General features: G+C 68.0%; 18 protein-coding genes. 6 read left to right on the top strand and 12 right to left on the bottom strand.

Translation table 11 applies throughout. From position 1 onward, the window contains the following. Positions 1-62: 62 nt before the first annotated feature. Together A5780_RS38230 and A5780_RS38225 are read left to right on the top strand one after the other, a co-directional pair. Positions 63-509, top strand: coding sequence for a VOC family protein (locus A5780_RS38230; RefSeq protein ID WP_063031570.1), 447 nt, complete (start codon positions 63-65; stop codon positions 507-509). Between the two features lie 187 nt (positions 510-696). Then, complete coding sequence (locus A5780_RS38225) at positions 697-1,680, top strand: alpha/beta hydrolase family protein (protein ID WP_030515977.1); 984 nt, start codon at positions 697-699, stop codon at positions 1,678-1,680. Positions 1,681-1,953: 273 nt separating this feature from the next. On the opposite strand, the gene A5780_RS38220 is transcribed toward A5780_RS38225, so the two are convergent. Further along, positions 1,954-2,841: a TIGR03619 family F420-dependent LLM class oxidoreductase gene (locus A5780_RS38220; protein ID WP_064911488.1), complete on the bottom strand. Its 888-nt coding sequence runs from the start codon at positions 2,839-2,841 to the stop codon at positions 1,954-1,956. A gap of 101 nt (positions 2,842-2,942) precedes the next feature. Further along, complete coding sequence (locus A5780_RS38215) at positions 2,943-4,643, bottom strand: metallophosphoesterase (protein WP_082856686.1); 1,701 nt, start codon at positions 4,641-4,643, stop codon at positions 2,943-2,945. Positions 4,644-4,781: 138 nt separating this feature from the next. Between A5780_RS38215 and A5780_RS38210 the strand changes: the two genes are divergently transcribed. Then, positions 4,782-5,117, top strand: coding sequence for a TfoX/Sxy family protein (locus A5780_RS38210; protein ID WP_063010291.1), 336 nt, complete (start codon positions 4,782-4,784; stop codon positions 5,115-5,117). Between the two features lie 23 nt (positions 5,118-5,140). Here A5780_RS38210 and A5780_RS38205 read toward each other — a convergent pair whose 3' ends face one another. Next, entirely contained in the window at positions 5,141-5,761 is a 621-nt protein-coding gene (locus tag A5780_RS38205; RefSeq protein ID WP_064911459.1) for a TetR/AcrR family transcriptional regulator, read from the bottom strand. 113 nt (positions 5,762-5,874) lie between these two features. On the opposite strand from A5780_RS38205, the gene A5780_RS38200 reads away from it, so the two are divergent. Genes A5780_RS38200 through A5780_RS38190 form a run of 3 tightly spaced genes read left to right on the top strand, consistent with a single transcriptional unit; the run spans position 5,875 to position 10,363 of the window. Further along, on the top strand, positions 5,875-6,915 hold the full coding sequence (locus A5780_RS38200; protein WP_063010468.1) for an NAD(P)-dependent alcohol dehydrogenase: 1,041 nt from the start codon (positions 5,875-5,877) through the stop codon (positions 6,913-6,915). A gap of 16 nt (positions 6,916-6,931) precedes the next feature. Continuing rightward, positions 6,932-8,584 carry a class I adenylate-forming enzyme family protein gene (locus A5780_RS38195; RefSeq protein WP_064911458.1) on the top strand — a complete coding sequence of 551 codons (1,653 nt, stop codon included), beginning with the start codon at positions 6,932-6,934 and terminating at the stop codon, positions 8,582-8,584. A gap of 39 nt (positions 8,585-8,623) precedes the next feature. Then, entirely contained in the window at positions 8,624-10,363 is a 1,740-nt protein-coding gene (locus A5780_RS38190) for an amidohydrolase family protein (protein ID WP_064911457.1), read from the top strand. Between the two features lie 25 nt (positions 10,364-10,388). Here the strand turns inward: A5780_RS38190 and A5780_RS38185 are convergent, their stop codons facing one another. The 9 genes from A5780_RS38185 to A5780_RS38145 all read right to left on the bottom strand — a co-directional run bounded on the left by A5780_RS38185 (position 10,389) and on the right by A5780_RS38145 (position 22,090). Next, positions 10,389-11,678: an RNA polymerase sigma factor gene (locus tag A5780_RS38185; protein ID WP_064911456.1), complete on the bottom strand. Its 1,290-nt coding sequence runs from the start codon at positions 11,676-11,678 to the stop codon at positions 10,389-10,391. A 13-nt stretch (positions 11,679-11,691) separates the two neighbouring features. After that, positions 11,692-12,108: a YciI family protein gene (locus A5780_RS38180; protein ID WP_030515967.1), complete on the bottom strand. Its 417-nt coding sequence runs from the start codon at positions 12,106-12,108 to the stop codon at positions 11,692-11,694. Positions 12,109-12,246: 138 nt separating this feature from the next. Continuing rightward, complete coding sequence (locus A5780_RS38175) at positions 12,247-12,762, bottom strand: DUF1772 domain-containing protein (RefSeq protein WP_063010301.1); 516 nt, start codon at positions 12,760-12,762, stop codon at positions 12,247-12,249. 88 nt (positions 12,763-12,850) lie between these two features. Continuing rightward, positions 12,851-13,957, bottom strand: coding sequence for an NADH:flavin oxidoreductase (locus A5780_RS38170; protein ID WP_063010303.1), 1,107 nt, complete (start codon positions 13,955-13,957; stop codon positions 12,851-12,853). A gap of 87 nt (positions 13,958-14,044) precedes the next feature. Beyond that, the gene (locus A5780_RS38165; RefSeq protein WP_064911455.1) at positions 14,045-15,004 is read right to left on the bottom strand and encodes an LLM class flavin-dependent oxidoreductase; all 960 of its coding nucleotides are present in this window, start codon (positions 15,002-15,004) and stop codon (positions 14,045-14,047) included. 47 nt (positions 15,005-15,051) lie between these two features. After that, positions 15,052-15,789 (bottom strand): respiratory nitrate reductase subunit gamma, encoded by a 738-nt coding sequence (gene narI / locus A5780_RS38160; protein ID WP_063010307.1) that lies wholly within the window; start codon positions 15,787-15,789, stop codon positions 15,052-15,054. Beyond that, entirely contained in the window at positions 15,786-16,535 is a 750-nt protein-coding gene (gene narJ / locus A5780_RS38155) for a nitrate reductase molybdenum cofactor assembly chaperone (protein WP_063010470.1), read from the bottom strand. Before narJ ends, narI begins: the two co-directional genes overlap by 4 nt. A 130-nt stretch (positions 16,536-16,665) precedes the next feature. Further along, positions 16,666-18,384, bottom strand: coding sequence for a nitrate reductase subunit beta (gene narH / locus A5780_RS38150; protein ID WP_082976966.1), 1,719 nt, complete (start codon positions 18,382-18,384; stop codon positions 16,666-16,668). A 10-nt stretch (positions 18,385-18,394) separates the two neighbouring features. Next, positions 18,395-22,090 (bottom strand): nitrate reductase subunit alpha, encoded by a 3,696-nt coding sequence (locus A5780_RS38145; protein WP_064911487.1) that lies wholly within the window; start codon positions 22,088-22,090, stop codon positions 18,395-18,397. Positions 22,091-22,109: the final 19 nt, after the last annotated feature.

The raw sequence follows: 22,109 nt of genomic DNA, 5'->3' as shown, positions 1-22,109 counted from the left end.
TGTGCGGGATCGGCCTCGACCAGGGGGTGACAGCGAGTTGGACACACACCCCAGGAGCGATCATGACCGACATCAGCACCTTCCTCTGGTTCGACACTGCCGCCGAGGAAGCCGCCCGGTTCTACACCGAGCACATCCCCGGCGCCCGCATCACCGGCATCACTCGCAACCCCGACGGATCGGCCTTCATCGTGCAGGTCGATCTGGCCGGACACGCCCTCACGCTGATGAACGGCGGACCCGGGCACCCCTTCACCGATGCGGCGTCCATTCAGTTGGTGGTCGACGGGCAGGACGAGGTGGACCGGCTGTGGGCGGCTCTGACCGTGGGTGGCAAGCCGGGGCCGTGCGGCTGGCTGACCGATCGCTACGGCCTGTCGTGGCAGGTCGTGCCGGCCGAGTTGCCGGCGTTGATGGGCGGCGAGCACGCGGCGGCGGCCGGCGCCGCGCTGCAGACCATGTCGAAGATCGATATCGCCGCGATCCGAGACGCCGTCGCCGCCGGCTGACCGGCTCCGCGCACGTCACCGCCGGACCCTTCCCGGCGGTGACGTGCGGACGCGCGCGAAGATAGCCCGGCGGATGCGGACCGCGGGTGCCGGAACCGCGGAGGTCGCCGCCTGCGGGCAGAGGCTTCCGGTGAACACACCTGCCGAGTGTGCTGCGGAGACCGCGACAGGGTGGAATACTCCGCGTATGCACCGGCTCCCGCGCTGTTTTGCTGTCCTGTTCGCCGCGTTCGCCTCGATTGCCGCGATTGTGCCCGCGGTCGCCTCGGCGGATCCCGGCGCGCCCGCCATCGTCGACGTCCATCCGCTGGGCGGTCGCCAATATTCGGTGGTGGTCTATTCCCCGGCGATGAACAAGCAGATCACCGTGTGGATGTCGCATCCGGATTTCGCGGCGCCGGCGCTGTACCTGCTCAACGCCGTCGACGGCGGTGAGGACGGCGGGCCGTGGACCAACCGCACCGACGTCGCGCAGTTCTTCGCCGACAAACCGGTCAACGTGATCGTCCCCATGGGTGGGCGGGCCAGCTACTACACCGACTGGAAGTCCGACGATCCGGTCCTGGGCCGCAACGAATGGACGACATTCCTGACCCGGGAGCTGCCGCCGCTGCTGAACTCACGGTTCCAGATGACGGGCCGCAATGCCGTCGCGGGCACCTCGATGTCGGCAACCTCGGCACTCGATCTGGCGATCGGGGCGCCGGGCCTGTACCAGGCGGTCGGCGCCTACAGCGGATGTCCGCTGACCAACGGCCCGATTCCGCAGGCGTACGTGTATTCGCAGCTCGGAGTCTTCGGGGCGAATGCCGGGAATATGTGGGGGATACCCGGTGATCCGGACTGGGCCGCTCACGATCCGGTGGTGAACGCCGATCGGTTGCGCGGAACGGCCCTCTACATCTCCTCGGGCAACGGGGTGCCCGGCGTGCACGACACCCTCGCCGATCCCTCGATCGGCGGCAACCCGGGCGCGCTGGCCAACCGGGTGGCGGTCGGCGGCGTGATGGAGAGCGTCGTCGACTCCTGCACCGGACAGCTCACCGGTCGCCTTGCCGCCCTGGGCATTCCGGCGACCGTCGTGCACCGCAACGGCACCCACGCGTGGGTGTACTGGCAGGACGATCTGCACGACTCGTGGTCGGTCTTCGCCCCGGCGCTGGGAGTGTAGGCCGGATTCCGGTCGGCCGGCCGTCTCCACGGGATCGGATGTGGTGCGGCGAGCCCGGTCGAGTTCCCAATACGCGCGCAGGGTGGCGATGCGGCCGTCGGCGTCCACCCGATAGGTGAGCACTCCGTCGACCTCGACCGTGACGTCCCGGCGCACGCTGGTGATGGTGCCGACGAAGGCGACCTCGGCGCCGCAGGCGTAGGAGTCGCACATCCGGAACGCGATATCGCTCTCGGCGATGGCGGTATCCCAGAACGGTCGGCCATATCTCTCCTATCGGCAGGCGGCGACGACGGTCTCGCCGTAGCGGGTGATCGCGTCGACCTTCTCGGCGAGACCCCGGGTATCCGGGGCGGCGTCGTGGACGCTGCGGAATCCGACGATCACATCGGTGACGCCCGAGGCGGCCAGATCTGCGATGCCCACGGTGTCGAAGGGGGCGCGCGCTACCACGTGAACCTGGAATTCGGAGGTCCGCGCCGATGCGGATGCTTCGTATTCCGAACGCAATTCGGCGAGGCGGCGAAGGAGCGTGGCCAGTTCCCCGGGTGTCCCACCCGCGTGCATCCACCCGTCGCCGCGACGCACCGCGCGTCGCAGCGCGGCCTCGCTGAGCCCGCCGACGAGGATCGGAATCGACGCGGTGGGAACCGGATTGATCTCCACGGCGGGTAGGTCGTACACCTGGCCGTGATAGGCGAACTCGCCGCCGCCACACAAGCCGCGCACGATATCGATACCTTCGTCCAGTCGTGCGCCGCGCCGCTCGAACGGCACGCCCATCATGGCGAAATCCTGTGGCCACGGGCTGATTCCGACTCCCAGTGACAGGCGGTTGCCGCTCAGCACCGCCAGCGTCGCGGCCTGTTTGGCCACCAGCACGGGCGGACGCACCGGCAGTTTCAGCACGAACGGTGTGACGCGCAGCGTGGTCGTGGCCGTGGCGATCGCGGTGGCCGCGATCATCGGTTCGGCAAAGGGCTTGCCGCGCAGAAACTCTCGCCGCCCGTCGGCGGTATAGGGGTAGCGCGGGTCACCGTCGCGCGGATAGGCCAGACTGTCCGCCAGGCAGACGCCGGTGAAGCCGGCCTGTTCCGCGGCTCGCGCGAGGTCGACCCAGTGCGCGGGGTCCCCGCCGGCCTCGGCGAAATGGAAACGCATGACCGCCATGGTGGCCGCCGGCCGCCGGATGGGGTCCCGGCGGCCCGGTCAGCGGCCGTCCGCGACGACTCAGCGGGCCGGCGGGTTGACCCGGCCGCTGTTCAGCGACCCACCTGCCGGCGATAGGTCACCTTGTCGAATTCGCGGCCGTACTCGTCGACGGCCACCACGTCCATCTCGCTGGCGAAGAATCCCGGGCGCACGTCGACCCGGATGAACGAGTAGTTGCGGAACCGCACCCGCGACCAGGGCGCGGCCTCGTCCTGTTTGCTGCCCGCCGGCGTCCACACGTAGCTGTTGGGCACCGTGGTGTCGGGCACCTCGTGCCCGCGGTAGGTCTCCGGTGAGCCGGGCTGGAAGCCGTAGCGGGGACGTCCGCCGCCGCCCACCGTGTAGTAGACGGTGCCGTCCGCGTCCGGGTAGACGATCGAATTGTCGCCCGCCGCCTTGGTCGGGCGGCCGCCGCGGATCGGGTCGGTGCGCTCGAAGATGTGGTTGTGCCCCTGGAGCACCAAGTCGACCTGGTAGCGGTCGAACAGCGCGCACCAGGCATCACGCAGGCCACCGTCGCTGGCATGGGAGTCGGTGGTCGAGTAGGCGCAGTGGTGGAAGAAGCAGACGATGAAGTCGATATTCGGATTCGCGCGGTACTCCGCGAGAGTTCGTTCCACCCAACTGGTCTGGGCGCCACCCGAATAGCCGGTGTTGGCCTTGATCTCGTAGGAGACGTCGTTGGCGTCCAGCGAGAGCACCGCCACATTGCCGTAGGTGAACGAGTACGCCGACGGGCAGCCCGCGGGCCCGTTGGCCGGCAGGTCCAGGCGGGCGAGGTGGCCGCCGTATCCGTGGGTGCCGTAGGCGGCCTCCATGTCGTGGTTGCCGGTGGCGAACATCCACGGCGTGGTCGAGGCGCTGGATTCGATGGCGCCGAAATACACGTCCCACACGTACGGATTGAACTTGTCGAATCCGTCGGGCAGTTTGCCGCCGGCGGCGACGTATCGCGGCTTCTTCCCGGCGCCCGACGGGTCGGCGTAGGCGATATCACCCGCCAGCACATGGAAATCCGGTTGGCAGGCCACGATCTGACGCATCACGTTGTCCGCGTGCGGGACCGCGGGGTCGTTGTCCGGCTTGTAGTACTTGTCGTCGTAGTCGCCCGGAGCGACGCCCGCCGGCTGGGCGGGCGTGTCGTCGGTGCCTTGATCGCCCATCATGGTGAACCGGAAGGGCAGTACCGCGTTGCGCACGCTCGGCATGGCGGTCGACGCGGCGCGGATGTCACCGACGAATCCGTCGGAGGTACGCCACCGGTAGAAGTGCGGCAGCCGTCCGGGCAGGCCGTCGACCGGCGCGTGCACGTAGAACTGTTCGGCGGCGAGGACGCCGCTGTCGCTCGTGGGGATCTGGGTCACCAGATCGCGCACCTCCGCCTCGACGCTCGCGCCGAGCGCCGGGGTCGGGCCGTGATCGAGAAAGACCTTGGTGCCGCTGGGATTACGCGACAGCTGCGCGGCGAAGCGCAACTGGCTGGCCGCGTCGGGGCCGTAGCCGACATGGCGGCCGCCCACCGCGAGCTGCGCCTGATCGGCATAGGCCCGCCCCGCGAACGGTGAGGTGCCGACCGCGGCCACCGCGGCGGCCGCGGCCGAACCGCGCAGGAAGTTCCGCCGCGACACCGCATGCCGCCGCAGATATCCCCGATGCCATTCGTGCTGTTCGGCCATCGTCATGGTGGCGGCCAACTGCTCGGGGATTCCGGTATCGGGGATGTCACCGGCAGGATTCAAGCGATTCCGCATGAGGTTGGATGCTGGTCCAACCATCGGACCGGAGCAACCGCTGCGGGTTCCCACGGGCGCGAATTCTCGGTGAATTCTTCGGACGGGCCGCCTCGGCATCGCAGCCGAACCTGTCGGTGCCCGGTGTGAGAATGCCGTATGGCCTATGACGAGGAGTTGGCGGAGCGGATCCGGGACCTGCTCGGGCCCGCCGTGACCGAGACGGTCGAAAAGCGCATGTTCGGCGGGCTGGCCTTCCTGGTCGGCGGCAATATGGCGGTGGCGGCGAGCGGGCAGGGTGGACTGCTGGTCCGGGTCGATCCCGCGCAGGCCGAGGACCTCATCGACGGCTCCGCGGTCGCGCCGATGGTGATGGGCGGACGGGAGATGCGGAACTGGCTGCGGGTGGCGCCGGAGTATCTCGACGACGACGAGGTGCTGCACACCTGGCTGGACCGTGGGCTCGGATATGCCCGGACGTTACCGCCGAAATAGCCGGAAGACGTTGTCCGCCGGCGCTATTCGGGCGCCTGCAGGGCGGGGAACCAGATATCGGTGAGGACTTCGGCGGCCGCGGCCGCGGTGACCTCGATCGTGCCCTGCATCGCCCACCGGGTGAAGAAGCGTTCCAGCTGCGCCACCAGGAGCTCGATGCGCAGGCGCGCTTCGTCGCGGCGGGCCTCGGGCCAGCGCGCCAGATAGGCCGGCATCCCGTCGGCGAGCTGCATGATGCCGTCGCGCGCGAGGTCGCGGAACTCCGGTTCGAGCGCGGTCGCCTCGTCCCACGCGGGGAGCAGATCCTTGTTGTCGAAGAACCATTCGATGGCCCGGAGCATCCACGTGGTGAACTCCGCGCGGGAGCCGGTGGCCAGGACCCGATCCAGATCCCGGTAGAAGAATTGGACGCTGGCGAGCGTGCCCTGTTCGGCGATCGCCCGCAATACCTCGGTCTTCCCGGTGAAGTGCAGATAGAACGTGGCGCGGCTGCAGCCGACCGCGGCCGCGATGTCGTCGACACGCACTCCCAGATAGCCCTCGCGCACGAACAACTGCCGCGCCTCCTCCACGATGCGCATCCGCGTCGCCCGCTTCTGCTCATCGCGCAGCGACCCGCGCCGGGCGGTCGATTCCGAAGGCATGACGTCGATGATAGACGCCCGCACACTCACTGGACGCTGTGTCCAGTGAGTGCTACCGTGTGTGCCACGTCACGTCCGGCGCTGCCGCCGAACGCCGCGGTGAGGAACAGAAGATGCGCGCATTGCAATTGACCGGGCCCGGCACGCTGGAGCTTCGCGAAGTCCCGATCCCCGAGATCGGGCCCGCCGATCTGCTGTTGAAGGTCGCGGCGGCCGGAATCTGCCATTCGGACTCCTTCGTTCTCGGATTGCCGTTCCCGTTGCGCGAGGATCCGCTGACGATGGGGCACGAGATCGCCGGAACCATCGAGGCGGTCGGCACCGAGGTCGAGGGGCGTCGCGCGGGGGAGCGGGGGCTGGTCTACCTGTGCTGGTCCTGTGGCGTGTGCCGGGAATGCGTGAGCGGTAACGAGAACGTCTGCCTGGCGGCCGGTCGCACCGCGATGCCGCCGTGCCCCGGCCTCGGACCCGACGGGGGCATGGCGGAATACGTTCGCATTCCGGCGAATTCGTTCGTGCCGATCGGCGAGCTGGACTTCGCGAGGGCAGCGCCGTTGGCCGATGCGGCACTCACGCCGTATCACGCCATCCGCGGAGCCGCCGACCAGTTGCGGCCCGGCGCCACCGCCGTCGCGATCGGCATCGGCGGGCTCGGACATGTGGCGGTGCAGATCTTGAAGGCCACCACCGCCTGCCGCATCATCGCGGTCGACATCTCGCCGGAGAAACTGGAACTCGCCACGGCATGCGGCGCCGATCTCACCCTGACGGCCGACGAGAAGACCGCCGCCCGCATTCTGGACTGCACCGACGGCCGGGGCGCCGAGGCCGTATTCGACTTCGTCGGCAACGACGCCACCGCGAAACTCGCCGTCGAATCGGTCGCGCCGAACGGCGCCTACCGGATGGTGGGACTCGACGGCGGAATTCCGGGCATCGACGCCGGACCCGCCGGTGGGCCCGGCCTGCCGTGGGGAGCCACCGTCCGAAAGTCCTACGGCGGCACCAGAAGTGATCTGTACGCGTCGGTCGCGCTCGCGCAGCGCGGCGCCATCGACGTGTCGGTGGAACGTTTCGACCTCGCCGAGGGCCCCGCCGCATTCGAACGACTCGACCGGGGACTGATCCGCGGTCGTGCCGTGCTCATCCCGTAAGCAGAAAGTGAAGGTTATGACGCGAGCTGCCGACCCGCAGGCCATCGCCGCCCGGATCACCGCCGACCTCACCGGTCCCGGTGGGCCGTTCGAGATGGTGGTCGAAGAGGTTCTGGGCGCGCCGATTCCGGTGATGCGCGATCGGCGGCGCAGTATGGCCGAGCTGTTCCACGCGGGTACGGCCTGGGGTGACCACGACTATCTGGTGACCCCGGACCGACGGATCACGTTCGCCGAACACGGCGCCGCGGCAACGGCTCTCGCGCGCGCACTCGCCGATCGCCACGGTGTCGGCAAGGGTGATCGGGTGGGGATTCTCGCCGCGAACACGCCCGAATGGGTGACGACCTTCTGGGCGGCGCAGGTACTCGGCGCGATTCCGGTCGGCTACAACGCGTGGTGGGCGCCGCGGGAAATCGCCTACGGTCTGGAGCACACCCAGCCGACGGTGGTGGTCGCCGATGCCAAACGCGCCGCACTGCTGGCCGAGGTGGCGACCGATGTTCCGGTACTCACCATGGAATCCGATCTGCCGCAGCTGATCTCCGGTCATCCCGGCCCGGCGCCGGAGGTGTCGATCGCGGAGGACGACCCGGCGGTCGTCCTGTACACCAGCGGCACGAGCGGCCGGCCCAAGGGCGTCGTGCACACCCAGCGAAACCTGCTGGCGGTCTGCGACTACCACCGCTTCACCGATGCCATGGCCGCCGCCTTCCGCGGGCAACAGCTCGGCCCGGGGCCCAGCGACCGCCGATTCCTGCTGACCTCACCGCTGTTTCATATCGCCAGCCTGCACAATCTGATCATTCCGCGGCTGGCCACGGGCGCGACCGTGGTGATGAACACCGGCAGCTTCGATTCGCAGCGGGTGTTGTCGCTGATGGAGCGGGAACGGGTGACCAACTGGGGTGCGGTGCCGACGATGGTCAGCCGCATGCTCGAACACGACCTGTCCCGCTACGACCTGTCGAGTCTGGTGGCGTTCTCACTCAATGCCGCCCCGTCCTCGCCCGCCTTCCATCAACGGCTGCGCCGGGAACTGCCGATGGCCGAGGTCGCGCTCACCACGAGCTATGGACTGACCGAAAGTGGTACCGCGGCAACGGTGGCCACACCGCCGGTGCTGGCCGCCCACCCCGACACCGTGGGGATGCCGATCATCGGTGTGAGTATCGAGATTCGCGATCCGGACGGCCGGACGCTGCCCGACGGCGAAGAGGGCGAAATCTGTGTGCGCAGCCCGTACGTGATGCTCGGCTACTGGAACGATCCGGCCGCCACCGCGAACGCTATAGATGCCGAAAGATGGCTGCACACCGGCGATTTCGGCGTCCTGGAGGAGGGACGGCTGCGTCTGTCGGGCCGGCGATCGGATCTCATCCTGCGTGGCGGGGAGAACGTGTACCCGACCGAAATCGAGAATGTGCTCGACGAGCATCCCGCGGTGCTGGAATCGGCGATACTCGGTGTGCCGCATGCCGATCTGGGCCAGGAGGTGGCCGCGGTCGTGGTCGTCGCCGATCCGGCCGCTGTGACCGAGGACGAGCTGCGGGCCTTCACCGCCGAGCGGCTCGCCTATTTCAAGGTGCCGGCCCGCTGGGTGATCACGGCACAACCGTTGCCACGCAATGCGACCGGCAAGGTTGTCCGGCGCGAGATAGAGATCTGACGCGCCCCGCCGGGGCGGGTGGGTGAAAGAGGAACTGTCATGTACGACAGCATCATCAAGGGCGGTACCTGGTTCGACGGCACGGGCGCGCCGTCGGCGGTGCGCGACGTCGGCATTCGCGACGGCCGGGTGGCCGCCGTCTCGGCCGAACCCCTGGACGAATCCGGTTGCGACACCGTCGTCGACGCCACCGGCAAATGGGTGATCCCCGGGATGCTCGATATCCACACCCATTACGACGTGGAGGTCCTGCTGGATCCGTCGCTGTCGGAATCGGTGCGCCACGGTGTCACGACGGTACTGCTCGGCTCCTGTTCACTGTCCACCGTGCACGTCGGCGCCGAAACCGCCGGCGACCTCTTCGGACGAGTGGAGGCCATCCCGCGCGGACATGTGATCGACGCGGTCGGTGATGTCAAGACCTGGCGCAGCGCACACGAATACGCCGCCGCCCTGGATGCCTCGCCGCTGGGGCCGAATGTGGCCGCGTTCCTGGGACATTCGGATATCCGCGCGGCGGAGATGGGCCTGGACCGCGCCACCCGCACCGAGGTGAAGCCGACCGCCGGTGAGTTGAGCGCCATGCGCCGGCATCTGGACGAGGCTCTCGACGCCGGCTTCGTCGGCATGTCCTCGCAGCAGCTGATGTTCGACAAACTCGACGGCGAGACCTGCCGTTCCCGCACCCTGCCCTCCACCTACGCGACGATGCGCGAACGGCACCAGCTCAATTCGATCCTGCGGGCTCGCCGGCGGGCACTGCAGGGCGGTCCCGATGTGGCGCGGCCGCACAGCCTGCTGGCGATGGCGCTGTCGAGTCTGGGAATCGGGCAGCCGCATCTCAAGGTGAGTCTGCTCTCGGCGGCCGACATCAAGGCGATTCCCCTGGTGGCGCACGTATTTCCGGCATTGGCGCGGGCGATCAACGCATGCGGCGGGGACTTCCGCTTCCAGCATCTGCCGGTGCCGTTCGAGGTGTACGCCGACGGTATCGATCTGGTGGTGTTCGAGGAATTCGGTTCCGGCGCAGCGGCATTGCACCTGTCGAATCAGCTGGACGAGCGCCACCGGATGCTGCAGAGCGAGAGTTACCGCCGCCAGTTCCGCAAGGATTACGACCGCAAGTTCGGCCCGCGGGTCTGGCATCGCGACTTCTTCGACGCCGAGATCGTGGAATGCCCGGACAGCTCGGTCGTCGGCAAGACCTTCGGTCAGGTCGGCGTGGAACGTGGGGGAGTGCATCCGGTCGACGCGTTTCTCGATCTGGTGGTGGAGTACGGGCCGAAGGTGCGCTGGCGCACCACGATCTCCAATCATCGGCCGGGCGTGCTGGATCGCTTCGCCGCCGACCCCGGGATGCAGCTCGGCTTCTCCGACGCCGGCGCGCATCTGCGCAATATGGCCTTCTACAACTTCGGGCTGCGGCTGCTGCGCCGGGTGCGCGAGGCCGAGCTGGCGGGCCGCCCGTTCATGTCGGTGGAACATGCGGTGCACCGGCTCACCGGGGAACTGGCCGATTGGTACGGGCTCGACGCGGGACATCTGCGCGTCGGGGACCGCGCCGATGCGGTGGTGATCGACCCGACCCGGCTGGACGGGGGACTCGAACGCTACACCGAACAGACGATGCCGTACTTCGGCAATCTGTCGCGCATGGTCAACCGCAACGACGACACGGTGAATGCCGTATTCGTCGGCGGCCGTTACGTTTTCGGCAACGGTAGGGCCGCGCCGGTGCTGGGTTCGCAGCGCACGGGACGCTTTCTCACCGCCGCGTGACGGGGCTGTCGGGCTCGTGTGGGCCTCAGCCGAGGTCGTCGAGCTTGCGGTGCAATACCGCACGCTCGCGGTCGTTGCCGCACAGGCGCACCGCCAGCTCCCATTCCTCGCGGGCCTCACTCGTGCGGCCGAGGCGGGCGAGCAGCTCACCCCGAACCGTGGGCAGCAGTTGGGAATTCGGCAGTGCGCCCTGGGCGCGCAGACCGTCCACGATCGCGAGTCCGGCGTCGGGGCCCTTCGCCATCGCGACCGCGACCGCCCGGTTCAGCTCGACCACCGGTGACGGGGCGAGGCGGCCCAGCGCTTCGTAGAGGCTCACCACCCGGTCCCAGTCGGTGTCGGCGACCGAGCCGGCGACGGCGTGGCATTCGGCGATCGCGGCCTGCACGCCGTAGTAGCCCAGTCCGCGGCCGGCCTGTCCGGCGCGGGTGAGGGCGGCGCGGCCACGCCGGATCGCCGCACGGTCCCAGCGCCGCCGGTCCTGATCCTCCAGCAGCACCGGCTCACCGTCCGGGCCCGTCCGCGCGGGGAAGCGGGCCGCGGTCAGCTCGAGCAGAGCCAGCAGTCCGTACACCTCCGGCTCGTCCGGCATCAGGTGGGACAGCACCCGCGCCAGCCGCTGTGCTTCCCCGGCCAGATCGAAGCGGATCAGTTCGGTGCCCGAGCTCGCCGACGAACCTTCGGTGAAGATCAGGTAGATCACGCTGAGCACCGAGCTCAGGCGGGCAGCGCGCTCACTCGCCTCCGGCACGGCGAACGGAATGTTTTCGGCGGCAAGCGTTTTCTTCGCCCGGGTGATCCGCGCCTGAACCGTCGCGGCCGGAACGAGGAACGCTCTGGCGATCTCGTCGCTGGTGAGACCGCCGACCACCCGCAGCGTCAGGGCCACCCGCGCCTCGCGGGAGAGCACCGGATGGCACGCCGTGAAGATCAGGGCCAGCACGTCGTCGTCGATGCGATCGGGATCCCACAGCGGTTCGGCTGCCGCACGCATCGGATCCGAACCGGGCCCGCCGGTCAGCGCACCGCCCTCACCCAGATCGTGGGCGAGGGCGGCGTAGCGATCGTCGAGGGTGGAGCGGCGGCGGAAGGTGTCGATCGCGCGCCGCCGCCCCACGGTGAGCAGCCAGCCGGCCGGATTGCGCGGTGTCCCCTCCCGCGGCCAGGTGACCAGCGCCTCGGCCAGTGCCTCCTGCGCCAGATCCTCGGCGAGGGCGAAATCGCCGGTGTAGCGGGCGAGGGCGCCGACGATGCGCGCGGATTCGATCCGCCACACCGCGGCGACCGCCTCGCGTCCGGTGGGATCGGCCGTCATCCGCAGGTTCCGCTCAGAGCTGCCCGGTGGCCTCGCGCCACGCCCGCTCCTTCTGGATCCACACGTTGTCCTGCGGGAATTCGTCGATCGTGGGCACCCGCCGGATCTCGGTCTTGCACCCCTTGACGATGACCGGCATCCGCTTCGCCCACTCGATCGCCTCCTCCTTCGAGGCGACGTTGAGAAGATAGAACCCGCCGAACAGTTCCTTGGTCTCGCCGTAGGGACCGTCGGTGACGACCGGGGTCTCCGCGTCGTAATCGACCACCACACTGTCCGCGGGGTCGAGCCCCTCCGCCGCGAGCAGCACGCCCGCCCGGATCAACTCGTCGTTGAACTTGCCCATCGTCTCCAGCACGGTGTCGAAATCGACCTCGCCCATGCTTGCGTAGGCCTCGTCCGTGGCGCGCATGATCAGCATGTACTTCATGGTGTGTCTCCTTCGTCTGGCGGATCCCCTCCGGACCCTCTCACCCCTAGGTCGAACGGCACCCACTATGGATCGACACGGCAGCCGAAATTTTCCGAAAGATTTTTCCGGCCGCATTATCGCAGGTCACCAAGGCCCTCACCCCTTGTTCGTGGTGCGCAGGGCCCAGGCGAGGACGCCGAGGGCTGCGGTGTTGGCGAGGGCGCGCAGGATGTTGAGGGTGATCCAGGGGCCTTCGAACTGGTGGCGCAGGGCGGCGAAATCGCCGGACGAGGTGTCGGCGAGCTGGTTGTTCAGCGGCACGTTGCCGCCCGAGGTGATGAGGAAACTGATCACGTTGAGCGCCAGGGCGAGGAGAACCCACCACAGCACGGTGCGCTGGTCGGTGCGCCAGTACAGGACGGCGGCGAGGCCGGTGAAGGCGACCGATCCGAGGAAGCTCAGCATGAAGACCGGATTGACGATGACGGTGTTGATCCGGTTCATCACGTCCACGAAGGTGCGGTCGTCGAGCTGACGCAGCGCGAGCATCACCGAGCTGGCGTAGGCGTAGAAGACGCCGGCCAGCAGGCCGGTGGTGACGGTCGCGCCGATCAGGGAACCGGTCGCGAAGCCGGAGGTGGTCGAGGTGGCGGTGGCGGTGGTCGCTGTCATGCACTCAGTACACCGGGAAGCGGTGAGCGTTCCCATGGTCGTGACGCTCGCTCCCATACGCGAGCGTCCACGGCTCCACCGATCCGGGTCAGCGGAACGGTGTGATCTCCGCGAGTCGCCCGCCGCGCATCTTGTTCACCCATTCCGGGTCGGCGAGCAGCGCTCTGCCCAGTGCGACGACATCGAATTCGCCGCGCTCGAACTGCTCGCGCAGCAGAGCGAAGCGCTGCGCCTGGGTCTCGTCGATGCTGTCGCCGCGGAAGACGCTGTCCACGCCGACCGAACCGACGGTGATCACCGGCAGGCCGGTGATCTTCTTGGTCCAGCCGGCCAGGCTGAGATCGTCGGCGTGGTCGGTGAATTCGGGCAGCCAATGCCGCCGCAGCGAGGTGTGGAAGATGTCGACCCCGGCTTCCACGAGCGGAGTCAGCAATTCTTCGAGGTCCGACGGGCTCTCGGCGATGCGCGCGCTGTAGTCGACGCCCTTCCACTGCGAGAAGCGGTAGATGATCGGGAAATCCGGGCCGACGGCCGCGCGGACGGCGGCGACCACCCGGGCGGGGAACGCGGCGCGCCGGCGGATGGTGCCGCCGTATTCGTCCTCGCGGTGATTGGTTGCGGCCCAGAAGAATTGATCCAGCAGATAACCGTGTGCGCCGTGCAGTTCGATGCCGTCGAATCCCAGCTCCCGGGCCAGCAGCGCCGATTCCACGTACGAGTCGACGAGGGTGTCCAGGTCCGCGGTCGTCAACGCCCGCCCCACCGGCGCTCCGGTGAAGTCGACACCGGAAGGACTCACGGTGGGCGTGTCCGGCTCGAAGCGGGGCTCGTTCCCGCGATCCACACCGGTATGCCACAGCTGCGGGACAATCGACGCCCCTTCGGCGTGCACCGCCTCGACCACCGCACGCCAGCCGGCGGCACTCTCGTCACCGTAGAACCGCGGCACCTTCGCGATCGGCCCAGCCGCCGGTCCCCGCACATAGGTCCCCTCGGTGACGATCAGACCGACACCTCCGGCCGCATGCTCGCGGTAATACTCGATATTCTCCGCATTCGGAATGCCGTCGGGCGATTTCGCCCGCGTCATCGGAGCCATCGCGAATCGGTTCCGCAGGGTCAGCGACCCCGCGCGAAATTCGGAAAACAATTCGTCCAGGTGGATCCCCGGCCCATCGATCAAATCCTGTGACATGCGGCACGTTTCCTTCCGATTCGACAACTCGGCCCTCGAAATGGAAGACAACGCGGTCAGCGCCACCGGCATTCCTGCCTGCCCGGCTCAGCGGGCGAGGGCGTTCAGCGTGGGGCGGATGATGTCGTCGGCGATCCAATGTGCCACTCCGTCCGGATAGGGGGCGGGCGGGTTCAGTACCAGGTGGGTGAAACCGGCGTCGATCAGTTCGAGCAGCGTCTCGCGTACCCGGCCGGGGGCGTCGTAGGAGATGGGTAGCTGCGCCGAGCGTGTGATGTGGGTGGGGTCGCGGCCGATCGCCGCGCAGTGTTCGTCCAGTGCCCGGCTGCGCTCGCGGAGCGCGTCGACGGTGGTGAGCGGTGGGCCGATCACATTCCAGAGATCGGCGTGGGCGGCGACGATCGGCAGCGTCGATGCGCCCGCACCGGCGAGCAGAATCGGTGGATGCGGCCGCTGGACGGGTTTCGGATCGCATTGCGCGCCGGTGAGAGGAAAATGGTCGCCGGGGAAATCGAAGACGTCCTCGGTCCACAATCGCCGGATCAGGACACAGGCCTCGTCCAATCTGCGCACCGCCTCGCGCCAGGTGCCGACCGGAATTCCGTACGCCTCGTATTCGGGCGCCACCATCGTCTCGAAGCGGGGATCGTTGCGCGGGAACCCGCCGACGCCGATTCCGAAATCCAGCCGGCCGCCCGAGATCACGTCGACGGTGGCCGCCATCTTCGCCGAGAGCGCGGGGTGGCGAATCCGGTTGTTGGACACCAGCAATCCGAGCCGGAGTCGGCGCGTCTGCGCTGCCAGCGCCGCCAGCACCGTCCAGCCCTCGAGGACCGGCCCCGCCGACCGACGTCCTTCCGGAGCGCCACCGTCGTGACCCGGCAGCCCGACCGCCGCCCGTGGCAGCAGATGGTCGTACAACCAGGCGTGCTCGATCTCGGGTATGCCGTCGGCCTCCAGCCACACTCGCAGGATCTCCGCATAGGCGACGTGCGCGGGTGTCGTCTTGATGCCGAAACTCGGCGCGGGCCTGCCCGAATCGCTCATACCGGCGACGCTAGACCGTGGAGTGCTCTCCAGGTCAAGGCTCCTCGTCAGCGCGAGGGCGGCAGGACCGGGCTCTGCCAGGCGCTCGCATACTTCTTCTTGTTCGCCACATCGGCGGGTTTGCTGCGGTACACCACGTACGGGCGGATCAGATAGCCGACGGGTGCGCTGAACATGTGGACCAGCCGGGTATAGGGCCAGACGGCGATGAGCGTCAGCACGATGAGCCCGTGCGCCTGAAAGGTCCAGGGCGTGCCGACCATCAGATCCGGCTGCGGATGCGCCGTGAAAAGGCTTCGGAACCATGGAGATACGGTTTCGCGATAGTTGTAGGTGCCCCACAGCAGATTGCTGCCGACGGTATTGAGCAGCCCGGTGATCAGCGCGGCCGCGAGCAATACGTACATGAACGTGTCGTTGGTGGTGGTGGCCTGGCGGACGGCCGGGACACGCACGCGACGATAGGCGAGGATCGCGATGCCGGCGATCACCGCGACGCCGGCCACCGTACCCGCGGCGACGGCGACCAGGTGATAGAGGTGCTCGGAGATGCCCACGGCATCGGTCCAGGACTCCGGAATCAGCACGCCCAGAACGTGTCCGCCGATCACACCGAGCATGCCGAAGTGGAACAGCGGACTGCCCAGCCGCAGCAGCCGTGATTCGTAGATCTGCGAAGACCTTGTGGTCCAGCCGAATTGGTCGTTGCGATAGCGCCAAAGGTGGCCCAGCACGAACGAGGTGAAGGCGATGTAGGGCAGGGTCGCCCAGACGGTGGATGTCATCGTCGGTCTCCGGATCCGGCGAAAAGCCCTGCGGTGGCCGAGGTTCCGGCTGCGGGCGGGGAGTACAGGTCGGGGTTCATGGCGGGATGCATCGACTCGCCGTTCATCGAATACGGCTCCAGCCCGACGTCCTCGTCCGGCGGTCCCTGCGCCGCCAGTTCGGCGATCCGGCGGCGGTCTGCCGTGGTGGGCGGAGGCAAGGTCGCGAGAACGGCGGCCAGGGCGCCGGCATACGGCGATTCGCTGTCGGTGAGCGACAGTCGCAGCATCTCCAGTACCGGGACGTGTTCGCCGAGCAGGCGTTCACCGCCGATGGGGTCGACGGTGGCCGCGAACTCCAGCAGCACCGGGAGATGATCGGGCAGTTCGCGATCCGACAACTCCGCACCGGCATGCCGGTAGGCGTGCTTGAACCGGAGCAGCGCCATACCGCGCTTGCGGGTGTCGCCGTAGGCGTAATAGGTCAGATGCAGGCTGGCGCGCCGGCGCAGGTCGAACGTTTCGACATAGTCGCGCGCCAGGGTGAGCGGTGCGGTGCCGGACAGATGGGTGAGCGGCCGAAGGAGATCGGTGCGCACCGGTTCCGGGAGGGCGGCTGCCGCCTCGGACAGATCGTCGAGTATCGCCAGCGTGTCCGGACCGGGGTAGTCCAGCACGAGAGCGGCGATACGCCAGACCAGCCGGCGATCGCGTTCGGACATCTCGACCACGGGTGCGGGCCGGCGTCGGAGAGTCAGTAGTCCCACGGTCACATCCCTCGTCGGCCGGGTCGCCCGCCCGGACATGCGTAGCTGCGCAGCGTGCGGCGATGGATCTCGGCGGGCGCGGTGCCGGTCGAGCGGCCGGCCGGGCTCGGCAGGGGGCGGCGAAACGGCCTCATCGGGTCGCTCCGGTCGGCTCGGGCAGCGTGTCGTCGGCTACTCCGGGTCCGGAATCGCCCGCGTTCCCGTTCGCTTCCGGACTGGTGTGCGCGGCGCCGTTGCCGTTGCCGTTGCCGTTGTCACTGCCGTCGCGTTCGGGCACCAGTCCCTCGGTCGACCCACCGTCCCAGTTCAGCAGATTGATGCGCGACGACTTCCGCTCCGGTGCAGCGGTATTGGCGTCGACGAGAGCGAACTTCTCCGACGTCACATCGAACGCCGTCATCCCGGGCCCGCCGTCACCCTCCAGGCTGCACCCCGTCGCCAGCGAATCCAATTCGTGCGCCCGGGATGTTGCGCCCGACGGAATCACGTACCGGTGTTCGTATTTGGCGATGGCCAGCAGCCGGTACATCGCCTCGATCTCTTCGGGCTCCAGGCCCACGGCGCCCGGGATCGCCGGTTCGGGTTCCTGGCCGAGGTTGATCGAGCGCATGAACGACCGCATCCCGGCCAGCCGCTGCAGCGCCGCGCGCACCGGTCCGATATCCCCGGCGGTGAACAGCTCGGCGAGATATTCCACCGGGATCCGCAGTGAATCGATGGCGCCGAACAGATTTCCGGCATCCTCACCGTCGTGCCCGGTCTCCGCCAGCACATCCACGACGGGCGACAGCGGCGGCACGTACCAGACCATCGGCATGGTCCGGTATTCCGGATGCAGCGGCAGCGCGATCTTGTAGTCGACGATCAGTTTGTACACCGGCGAATCCTGCGCCGCCGCAATCCATTCCGGAGAGATCCCAGCGCGTTCGGCCTCGGTGATCACGCGCGGATCGTGCGGGTTGAGGAAGACGCCCAGCTGCGACGGGTACAACTGCTCCGGATCGGTGACCGACGCCGCCTCGAGGACCGCGTCGGCGTCGTAGAGCATCACGCCGATGTAGCGCAGTCGCCCCACACACGTCTCCGAGCAGACGGTCGGAATACCGACCTCCACGCGCGGATAGCAGAACGTGCATTTCTCGGCCTTGCCGGTCTTGTGGTTGAAATAGATCTTCTTGTACGGGCAGCCGGTGACGCACTGCCGCCAGCCGCGGCATTTGTCCTGGTCGACCAGCACGATGCCGTCCTCGGCGCGCTTGTAGATCGCACCCGAGGGACAGGAGGCGCCGCAGGACGGGTTGAGGCAGTGCTCGCAGATGCGCGGCAGATAGAACATGAAGGTCTGCTCGAATTCGAGTTTGACCTGTTCCGACAGCCGCGCCAGCAACGGATCACGGCCGACCTGATCCGGTCCGGAGCCGAGGTCGTCGTCCCAGTTCGCGCCCCAGGTGACCTTCGTATCCTCACCGGTGATCAGCGATTTCGGCCGCGCCACCGGCGTGGTGTCCATGGCCGGTGCGGACAGCAGATTGTCGTAGTCGTAGCTCCACGGGTCGTAGTAGTCCGACACCGTCGGCAGATCCGGATTGGCGAAGATGTTGAGCAGCCGCTTCATGCGCGAACCGGACTTCAGGGTGAGGCGGCCGCGGCGGTCCAGCGTCCAGCCGCCCTTCCACTTCTCCTGATCCTGGTACTGCCGCGGATATCCCTGTCCCGGACGAGTTTCCACGTTGTTGAACCAGACGTACTCGGTGCCGCCCCGGTTGGTCCAGGCCTGTTTGCAGGTGACGCTGCAGGTGTGACAGCCGATGCATTTGTCCAGGTTCATCACCATGGCCAGCTGTGCCATGACACGCATATCAGTACTCCACTTCCTGTGAGCGTCTCCGGATCGTGGTGACCTCGTCACGCTGATTTCCGGTGGGCCCGTGGTAGTTCAGGGCGAACGACTGCTGGGCGTACCCGCCGATCAGATGCGTGGGCTTGATCATGATCCGGGTGAGCGCGTTGTGGATGCCGCCGCGTTTGCCCCGGCCGGCCCGAAGCTCCGGGCCGCCTTCTATGCGCGGCACGTCGACCGCGCGATCCTGCGCGTGGTACATGAACACGGTGCCCTCGGGCATGCGGTGGCTGACGATCGCCCTGGCCACCACCACCCCGTTGCGGTTGACCGCCTCGATCCAATCGTTGTCGGCCACACCGATTTTCGCCGCGTCGCGATCGGACATCCAGATCGCCTGCCCGCCCCGGGAGAGGGTGAGCATATGCAGGTTGTCCTGATACGCGGAGTGGATCGACCACTTCGAATGCGGGGTGAGGTAGCGCACGGTGACCCCTCGTTCGCCGACCGCGCCCACATCGGGTTCGCGGAACAGGGCCGACATGTCGAGCGGCGGCCGGAAGATCGGAAGTTGTTCGCCCAGTTCGATCATCCAGTCGTGGTCGAGGTAGAAGTGCTGACGCCCGGTGAGCGTGTGCCAGGGCTTGAGCCGTTCGGTATTGATGGTGAACGGGGAGTACCGCCGGCCACCGGTTTCGGAGCCGGACCATTCCGGTGAGGTGATCACCGGCACCGGCCGCGCCTGCGTATCGGCGAAGGTGATCCGCTTGCCCTCGTGCTCGGCCGCCAGATCCGCCAGCCGGGTACCGGTGCGGCGCTCCAGCGCGTGGAAACCCTCCACCGCCAACCGGCCGTTGGTGGTGCCGGACAACGCCAGAATGGCCTCCGCGGCGTGCACATCCTTGGCCAGTGACGGGCGGCCCTGCGCGGCGCCGGAGACCACGGTGCCGTTGACTCCGCGCAGGTACTCGACCTCGGCGTCGGGAACGGTGGTGACGCCCTTGGTGGTGACCCCGAGCGTTTCGATCAGCGGGCCCAGCGCCGCCATCTTCTCCGCCAGCTTCGGGTAGTCGCGTTCCACCACCACCAGCTTCGGCATGGTCTTTCCCGGAATCGGTTCGCATTCACCGGCTTTCCAGTCCAGCACCCGCCCGCGCGCCTGGGCCAGGGCGTCGGCCGAATCGTGCTGCAACGGAACGGCGACCAGATCCTTGCGGACGCCGAGATGTTTCTCGGCCAGCCAGGAGAATCCGCGCGCGATGCGGTGGAACGCCTCGAAATCGGTTTTCGCCTCCCACGGCGGGGAGATCGCGGGGGAGAAGGCGTGCACGAACGGATGCATATCCGTCGAGGACAGGTCGTGTTTCTCGTACCAGGTGGCGGCCGGGAAGACGATATCGGAGAACAGCGTCGTCGACGTCATCCGGAAATCCAGGGAGACCAGCAGATCCAGTTTGCCCGTGGGCGCCTGGTCCGGCCGGCGCACCTCCTGCGGTGGGACCCCGGCCGAATCGTCGGCCTGCAGGTTGGAATCCGCGCCGAGAAGATGGCGGTGGAAGTACTCGTTGCCCTTGCCCGAGGAGCCGAGCAGATTGGCCCGCCACACGGTGAGAACACGGGGGAAGTTCCGCGGTGCGTCGGGATCCTCGCAGGCGAACTCGAGATCACCGGATTTCAGGTTGCCGACCACATAGTCCTGCGGCGTCTGCCCCGCGGCCTCGGCGGCATCGACCAGGTCCAGCGGATTGCGATCGAACGTGGGATACGTCGGCATCCAGCCGAGCCGCGACGCCAGGGCGATATTGTCGGCGGCCGTGCGCCCGGCGAAAGCGCCCGAACTCAGTGGGGACGCGAAGGATTCGGAGGTGAAGGGGTCGTAGCGCCACTGGTCGTTGGTCAGATACCAGAACACCGTGCCCTGCATCTGGCGTGGCGGCCGCTGCCAGTCCAGGCCGAACGCCAGGGTGGACCAGCCGGTGACCGGGCGGCACTTCTCCTGGCCCACGTAATGCGCCCAACCGCCACCGTTGACGCCCTGGCATCCGGTGAGCAGCGTGAGCGTGAAGAAGGCGCGATAGATCTGATCGGAGTGGAACCAGTGGTTGGTCCCGGCGCCCATCAGGATCATCGACCGGCCGCCGGAGCGATCGGCGTTGTCGGCGAATTCGCGGGCGATGCGAATCGCTTGTGCGGCAGGCACTCCCGTGATCGACTCCTGCCACGCGGGAGTGTAGGGCGCGCTCGGGTCGTCGTAACCGGTGGGCCAGTCGCCCGGCAGATCCGGGCGCCCGACGCCGTACTGCGCGAGCAGGAGGTCGAAGACGGTCGTGACGCGGCGTCCGGCCACGACGGTGGTCGGCACCGAGCGGGTGACGACGCCGGTCTCACCGTCGAAGCGGGGGAACTGTACGGCCGCAGCATCGTCGGTGCGGCCGTACAGAGTCAGCAGCGGATCGACGCCGCCGAGGTCCAGATTCCAACGCCCGGCGCCGGATTCGGAGAATCGGTCGCCGAGGGTTCCGTTGGGCACGACGGGATGTCCGTCGGCGTCCAGGAGCACGGTTTTGTGCTCGGCGTTGTCCACGTCGAAGCCCGCGACGCCGGCCGCGGCGAGGTCGGCGGCGGTGAGGAATTTTCTGGGCAGCCAGGTGTGGCCGCGGTATTCGCCCTCGCCGTTCCAGCCGCCGTCGCGTTCGTCCAGCGTGATGAGGAACGGGAGGTCGGTGTAGCGCTTGATGTAGTCGTCGAACCGGGCGGTGGACCGGTCGACGAAGAATTCGCGCAGCACCACATGGCCCATCGCCATCGCCAGGGCGGCGTCGGTGCCCGGGCGAGCCGGCACCCATTCGTCGGCGAATTTGGTGTTGTCGGCGTAGTCGGGGGAGACCACCACCACCTTCTGACCGCGGTAGCGGGCCTCGGTCATGTAGTGCGCGTCCGGGGTCCGGGTGACCGGGACGTTCGAACCCCACATGATCAGATAGCCGGCATCGAACCAGTCCGCGGACTCCGGGACGTCGGTCTGGTCGCCGAACACCTGCGGCGAGGCGACGGGCAGATCGGCGTACCAGTCGTAGAACGACAGCATCGATCCGCCGAGCAGGGAGATGAACCGAGCGCCGACCGCGTGCGACACCATCGACATCGCGGGGATCGGCGAGAAGCCGGCGATCCGGTCCGGCCCGTACTGTTTGATCGTGTAAACGTGTGCGGCGGCGGCGATTTCGGCGGCTTCCCACCATTCCGCCCGCACGAATCCGCCCTTGCCGCGTGCGGCCTTGTACGTCGTCGCCCGCTCCGGGTCCTCGACGATGGATTCCCAGGCCAGTACGGGATCCTTCAACCGGGCCTTCGCCTCGCGGTACATCTCGAGCAGCACCCCGCGCACATACGGATACCGCACGCGCGCAGGGGAATACGTGTACCAGGAGAACGAGGCGCCGCGCGGGCAGCCGCGGGGTTCGTATTCCGGTTTGTCGGCGCCGACCGACGGATAATCGGTCTGTTGCGACTCCCAGGTGATCACGCCGTCGGAGACGTAGATCTTCCACGAGCAGGAGCCGGTGCAGTTGACGCCGTGGGTGGAACGGACCACCTTGTCGTGGGCCCAGCGGTCGCGATAGAACTCGTCGGCCTCGCGCCCGCCGACCTTGTGCACGGTGCGGAGGTCATCCGACACCTCCCCGCGCTGGAAGTAGCGCCCGACCTTCAGCAGCGCGTCGGCCGCCGACTCG

The sequence above is a fragment of the Nocardia sp. 852002-20019_SCH5090214 genome (assembly GCF_001665865.1).
Taxonomy (GTDB): domain Bacteria; phylum Actinomycetota; class Actinomycetes; order Mycobacteriales; family Mycobacteriaceae; genus Nocardia; species Nocardia nova.
This window is presented reverse-complemented; position numbering and strand designations above follow the sequence as displayed.

What these genes read in the sequence shown, in the direction of transcription:
- A5780_RS38230 (WP_063031570.1), top strand. Translation starts at nt 63, where the DNA reads ATGACCGACATCAGCACCTTCCTCTGGTTCGACACTGCCGCCGAGGAA.
- A5780_RS38225 (WP_030515977.1), top strand. Translation starts at nt 697, where the DNA reads ATGCACCGGCTCCCGCGCTGTTTTGCTGTCCTGTTCGCCGCGTTCGCC.
- A5780_RS38220 (WP_064911488.1), bottom strand. Translation starts at nt 2,841, where the DNA reads ATGCGTTTCCATTTCGCCGAGGCCGGCGGGGACCCCGCGCACTGGGTC.
- A5780_RS38215 (WP_082856686.1), bottom strand. Translation starts at nt 4,643, where the DNA reads ATGCGGAATCGCTTGAATCCTGCCGGTGACATCCCCGATACCGGAATC.
- A5780_RS38210 (WP_063010291.1), top strand. Translation starts at nt 4,782, where the DNA reads ATGGCCTATGACGAGGAGTTGGCGGAGCGGATCCGGGACCTGCTCGGG.
- A5780_RS38205 (WP_064911459.1), bottom strand. Translation starts at nt 5,761, where the DNA reads ATGCCTTCGGAATCGACCGCCCGGCGCGGGTCGCTGCGCGATGAGCAG.
- A5780_RS38200 (WP_063010468.1), top strand. Translation starts at nt 5,875, where the DNA reads ATGCGCGCATTGCAATTGACCGGGCCCGGCACGCTGGAGCTTCGCGAA.
- A5780_RS38195 (WP_064911458.1), top strand. Translation starts at nt 6,932, where the DNA reads ATGACGCGAGCTGCCGACCCGCAGGCCATCGCCGCCCGGATCACCGCC.
- A5780_RS38190 (WP_064911457.1), top strand. Translation starts at nt 8,624, where the DNA reads ATGTACGACAGCATCATCAAGGGCGGTACCTGGTTCGACGGCACGGGC.
- A5780_RS38185 (WP_064911456.1), bottom strand. Translation starts at nt 11,678, where the DNA reads ATGACGGCCGATCCCACCGGACGCGAGGCGGTCGCCGCGGTGTGGCGG.
- A5780_RS38180 (WP_030515967.1), bottom strand. Translation starts at nt 12,108, where the DNA reads ATGAAGTACATGCTGATCATGCGCGCCACGGACGAGGCCTACGCAAGC.
- A5780_RS38175 (WP_063010301.1), bottom strand. Translation starts at nt 12,762, where the DNA reads ATGACAGCGACCACCGCCACCGCCACCTCGACCACCTCCGGCTTCGCG.
- A5780_RS38170 (WP_063010303.1), bottom strand. Translation starts at nt 13,957, where the DNA reads ATGTCACAGGATTTGATCGATGGGCCGGGGATCCACCTGGACGAATTG.
- A5780_RS38165 (WP_064911455.1), bottom strand. Translation starts at nt 15,004, where the DNA reads ATGAGCGATTCGGGCAGGCCCGCGCCGAGTTTCGGCATCAAGACGACA.
- narI (WP_063010307.1), bottom strand. Translation starts at nt 15,789, where the DNA reads ATGACATCCACCGTCTGGGCGACCCTGCCCTACATCGCCTTCACCTCG.
- narH (WP_082976966.1), bottom strand. Translation starts at nt 18,384, where the DNA reads ATGGCACAGCTGGCCATGGTGATGAACCTGGACAAATGCATCGGCTGT.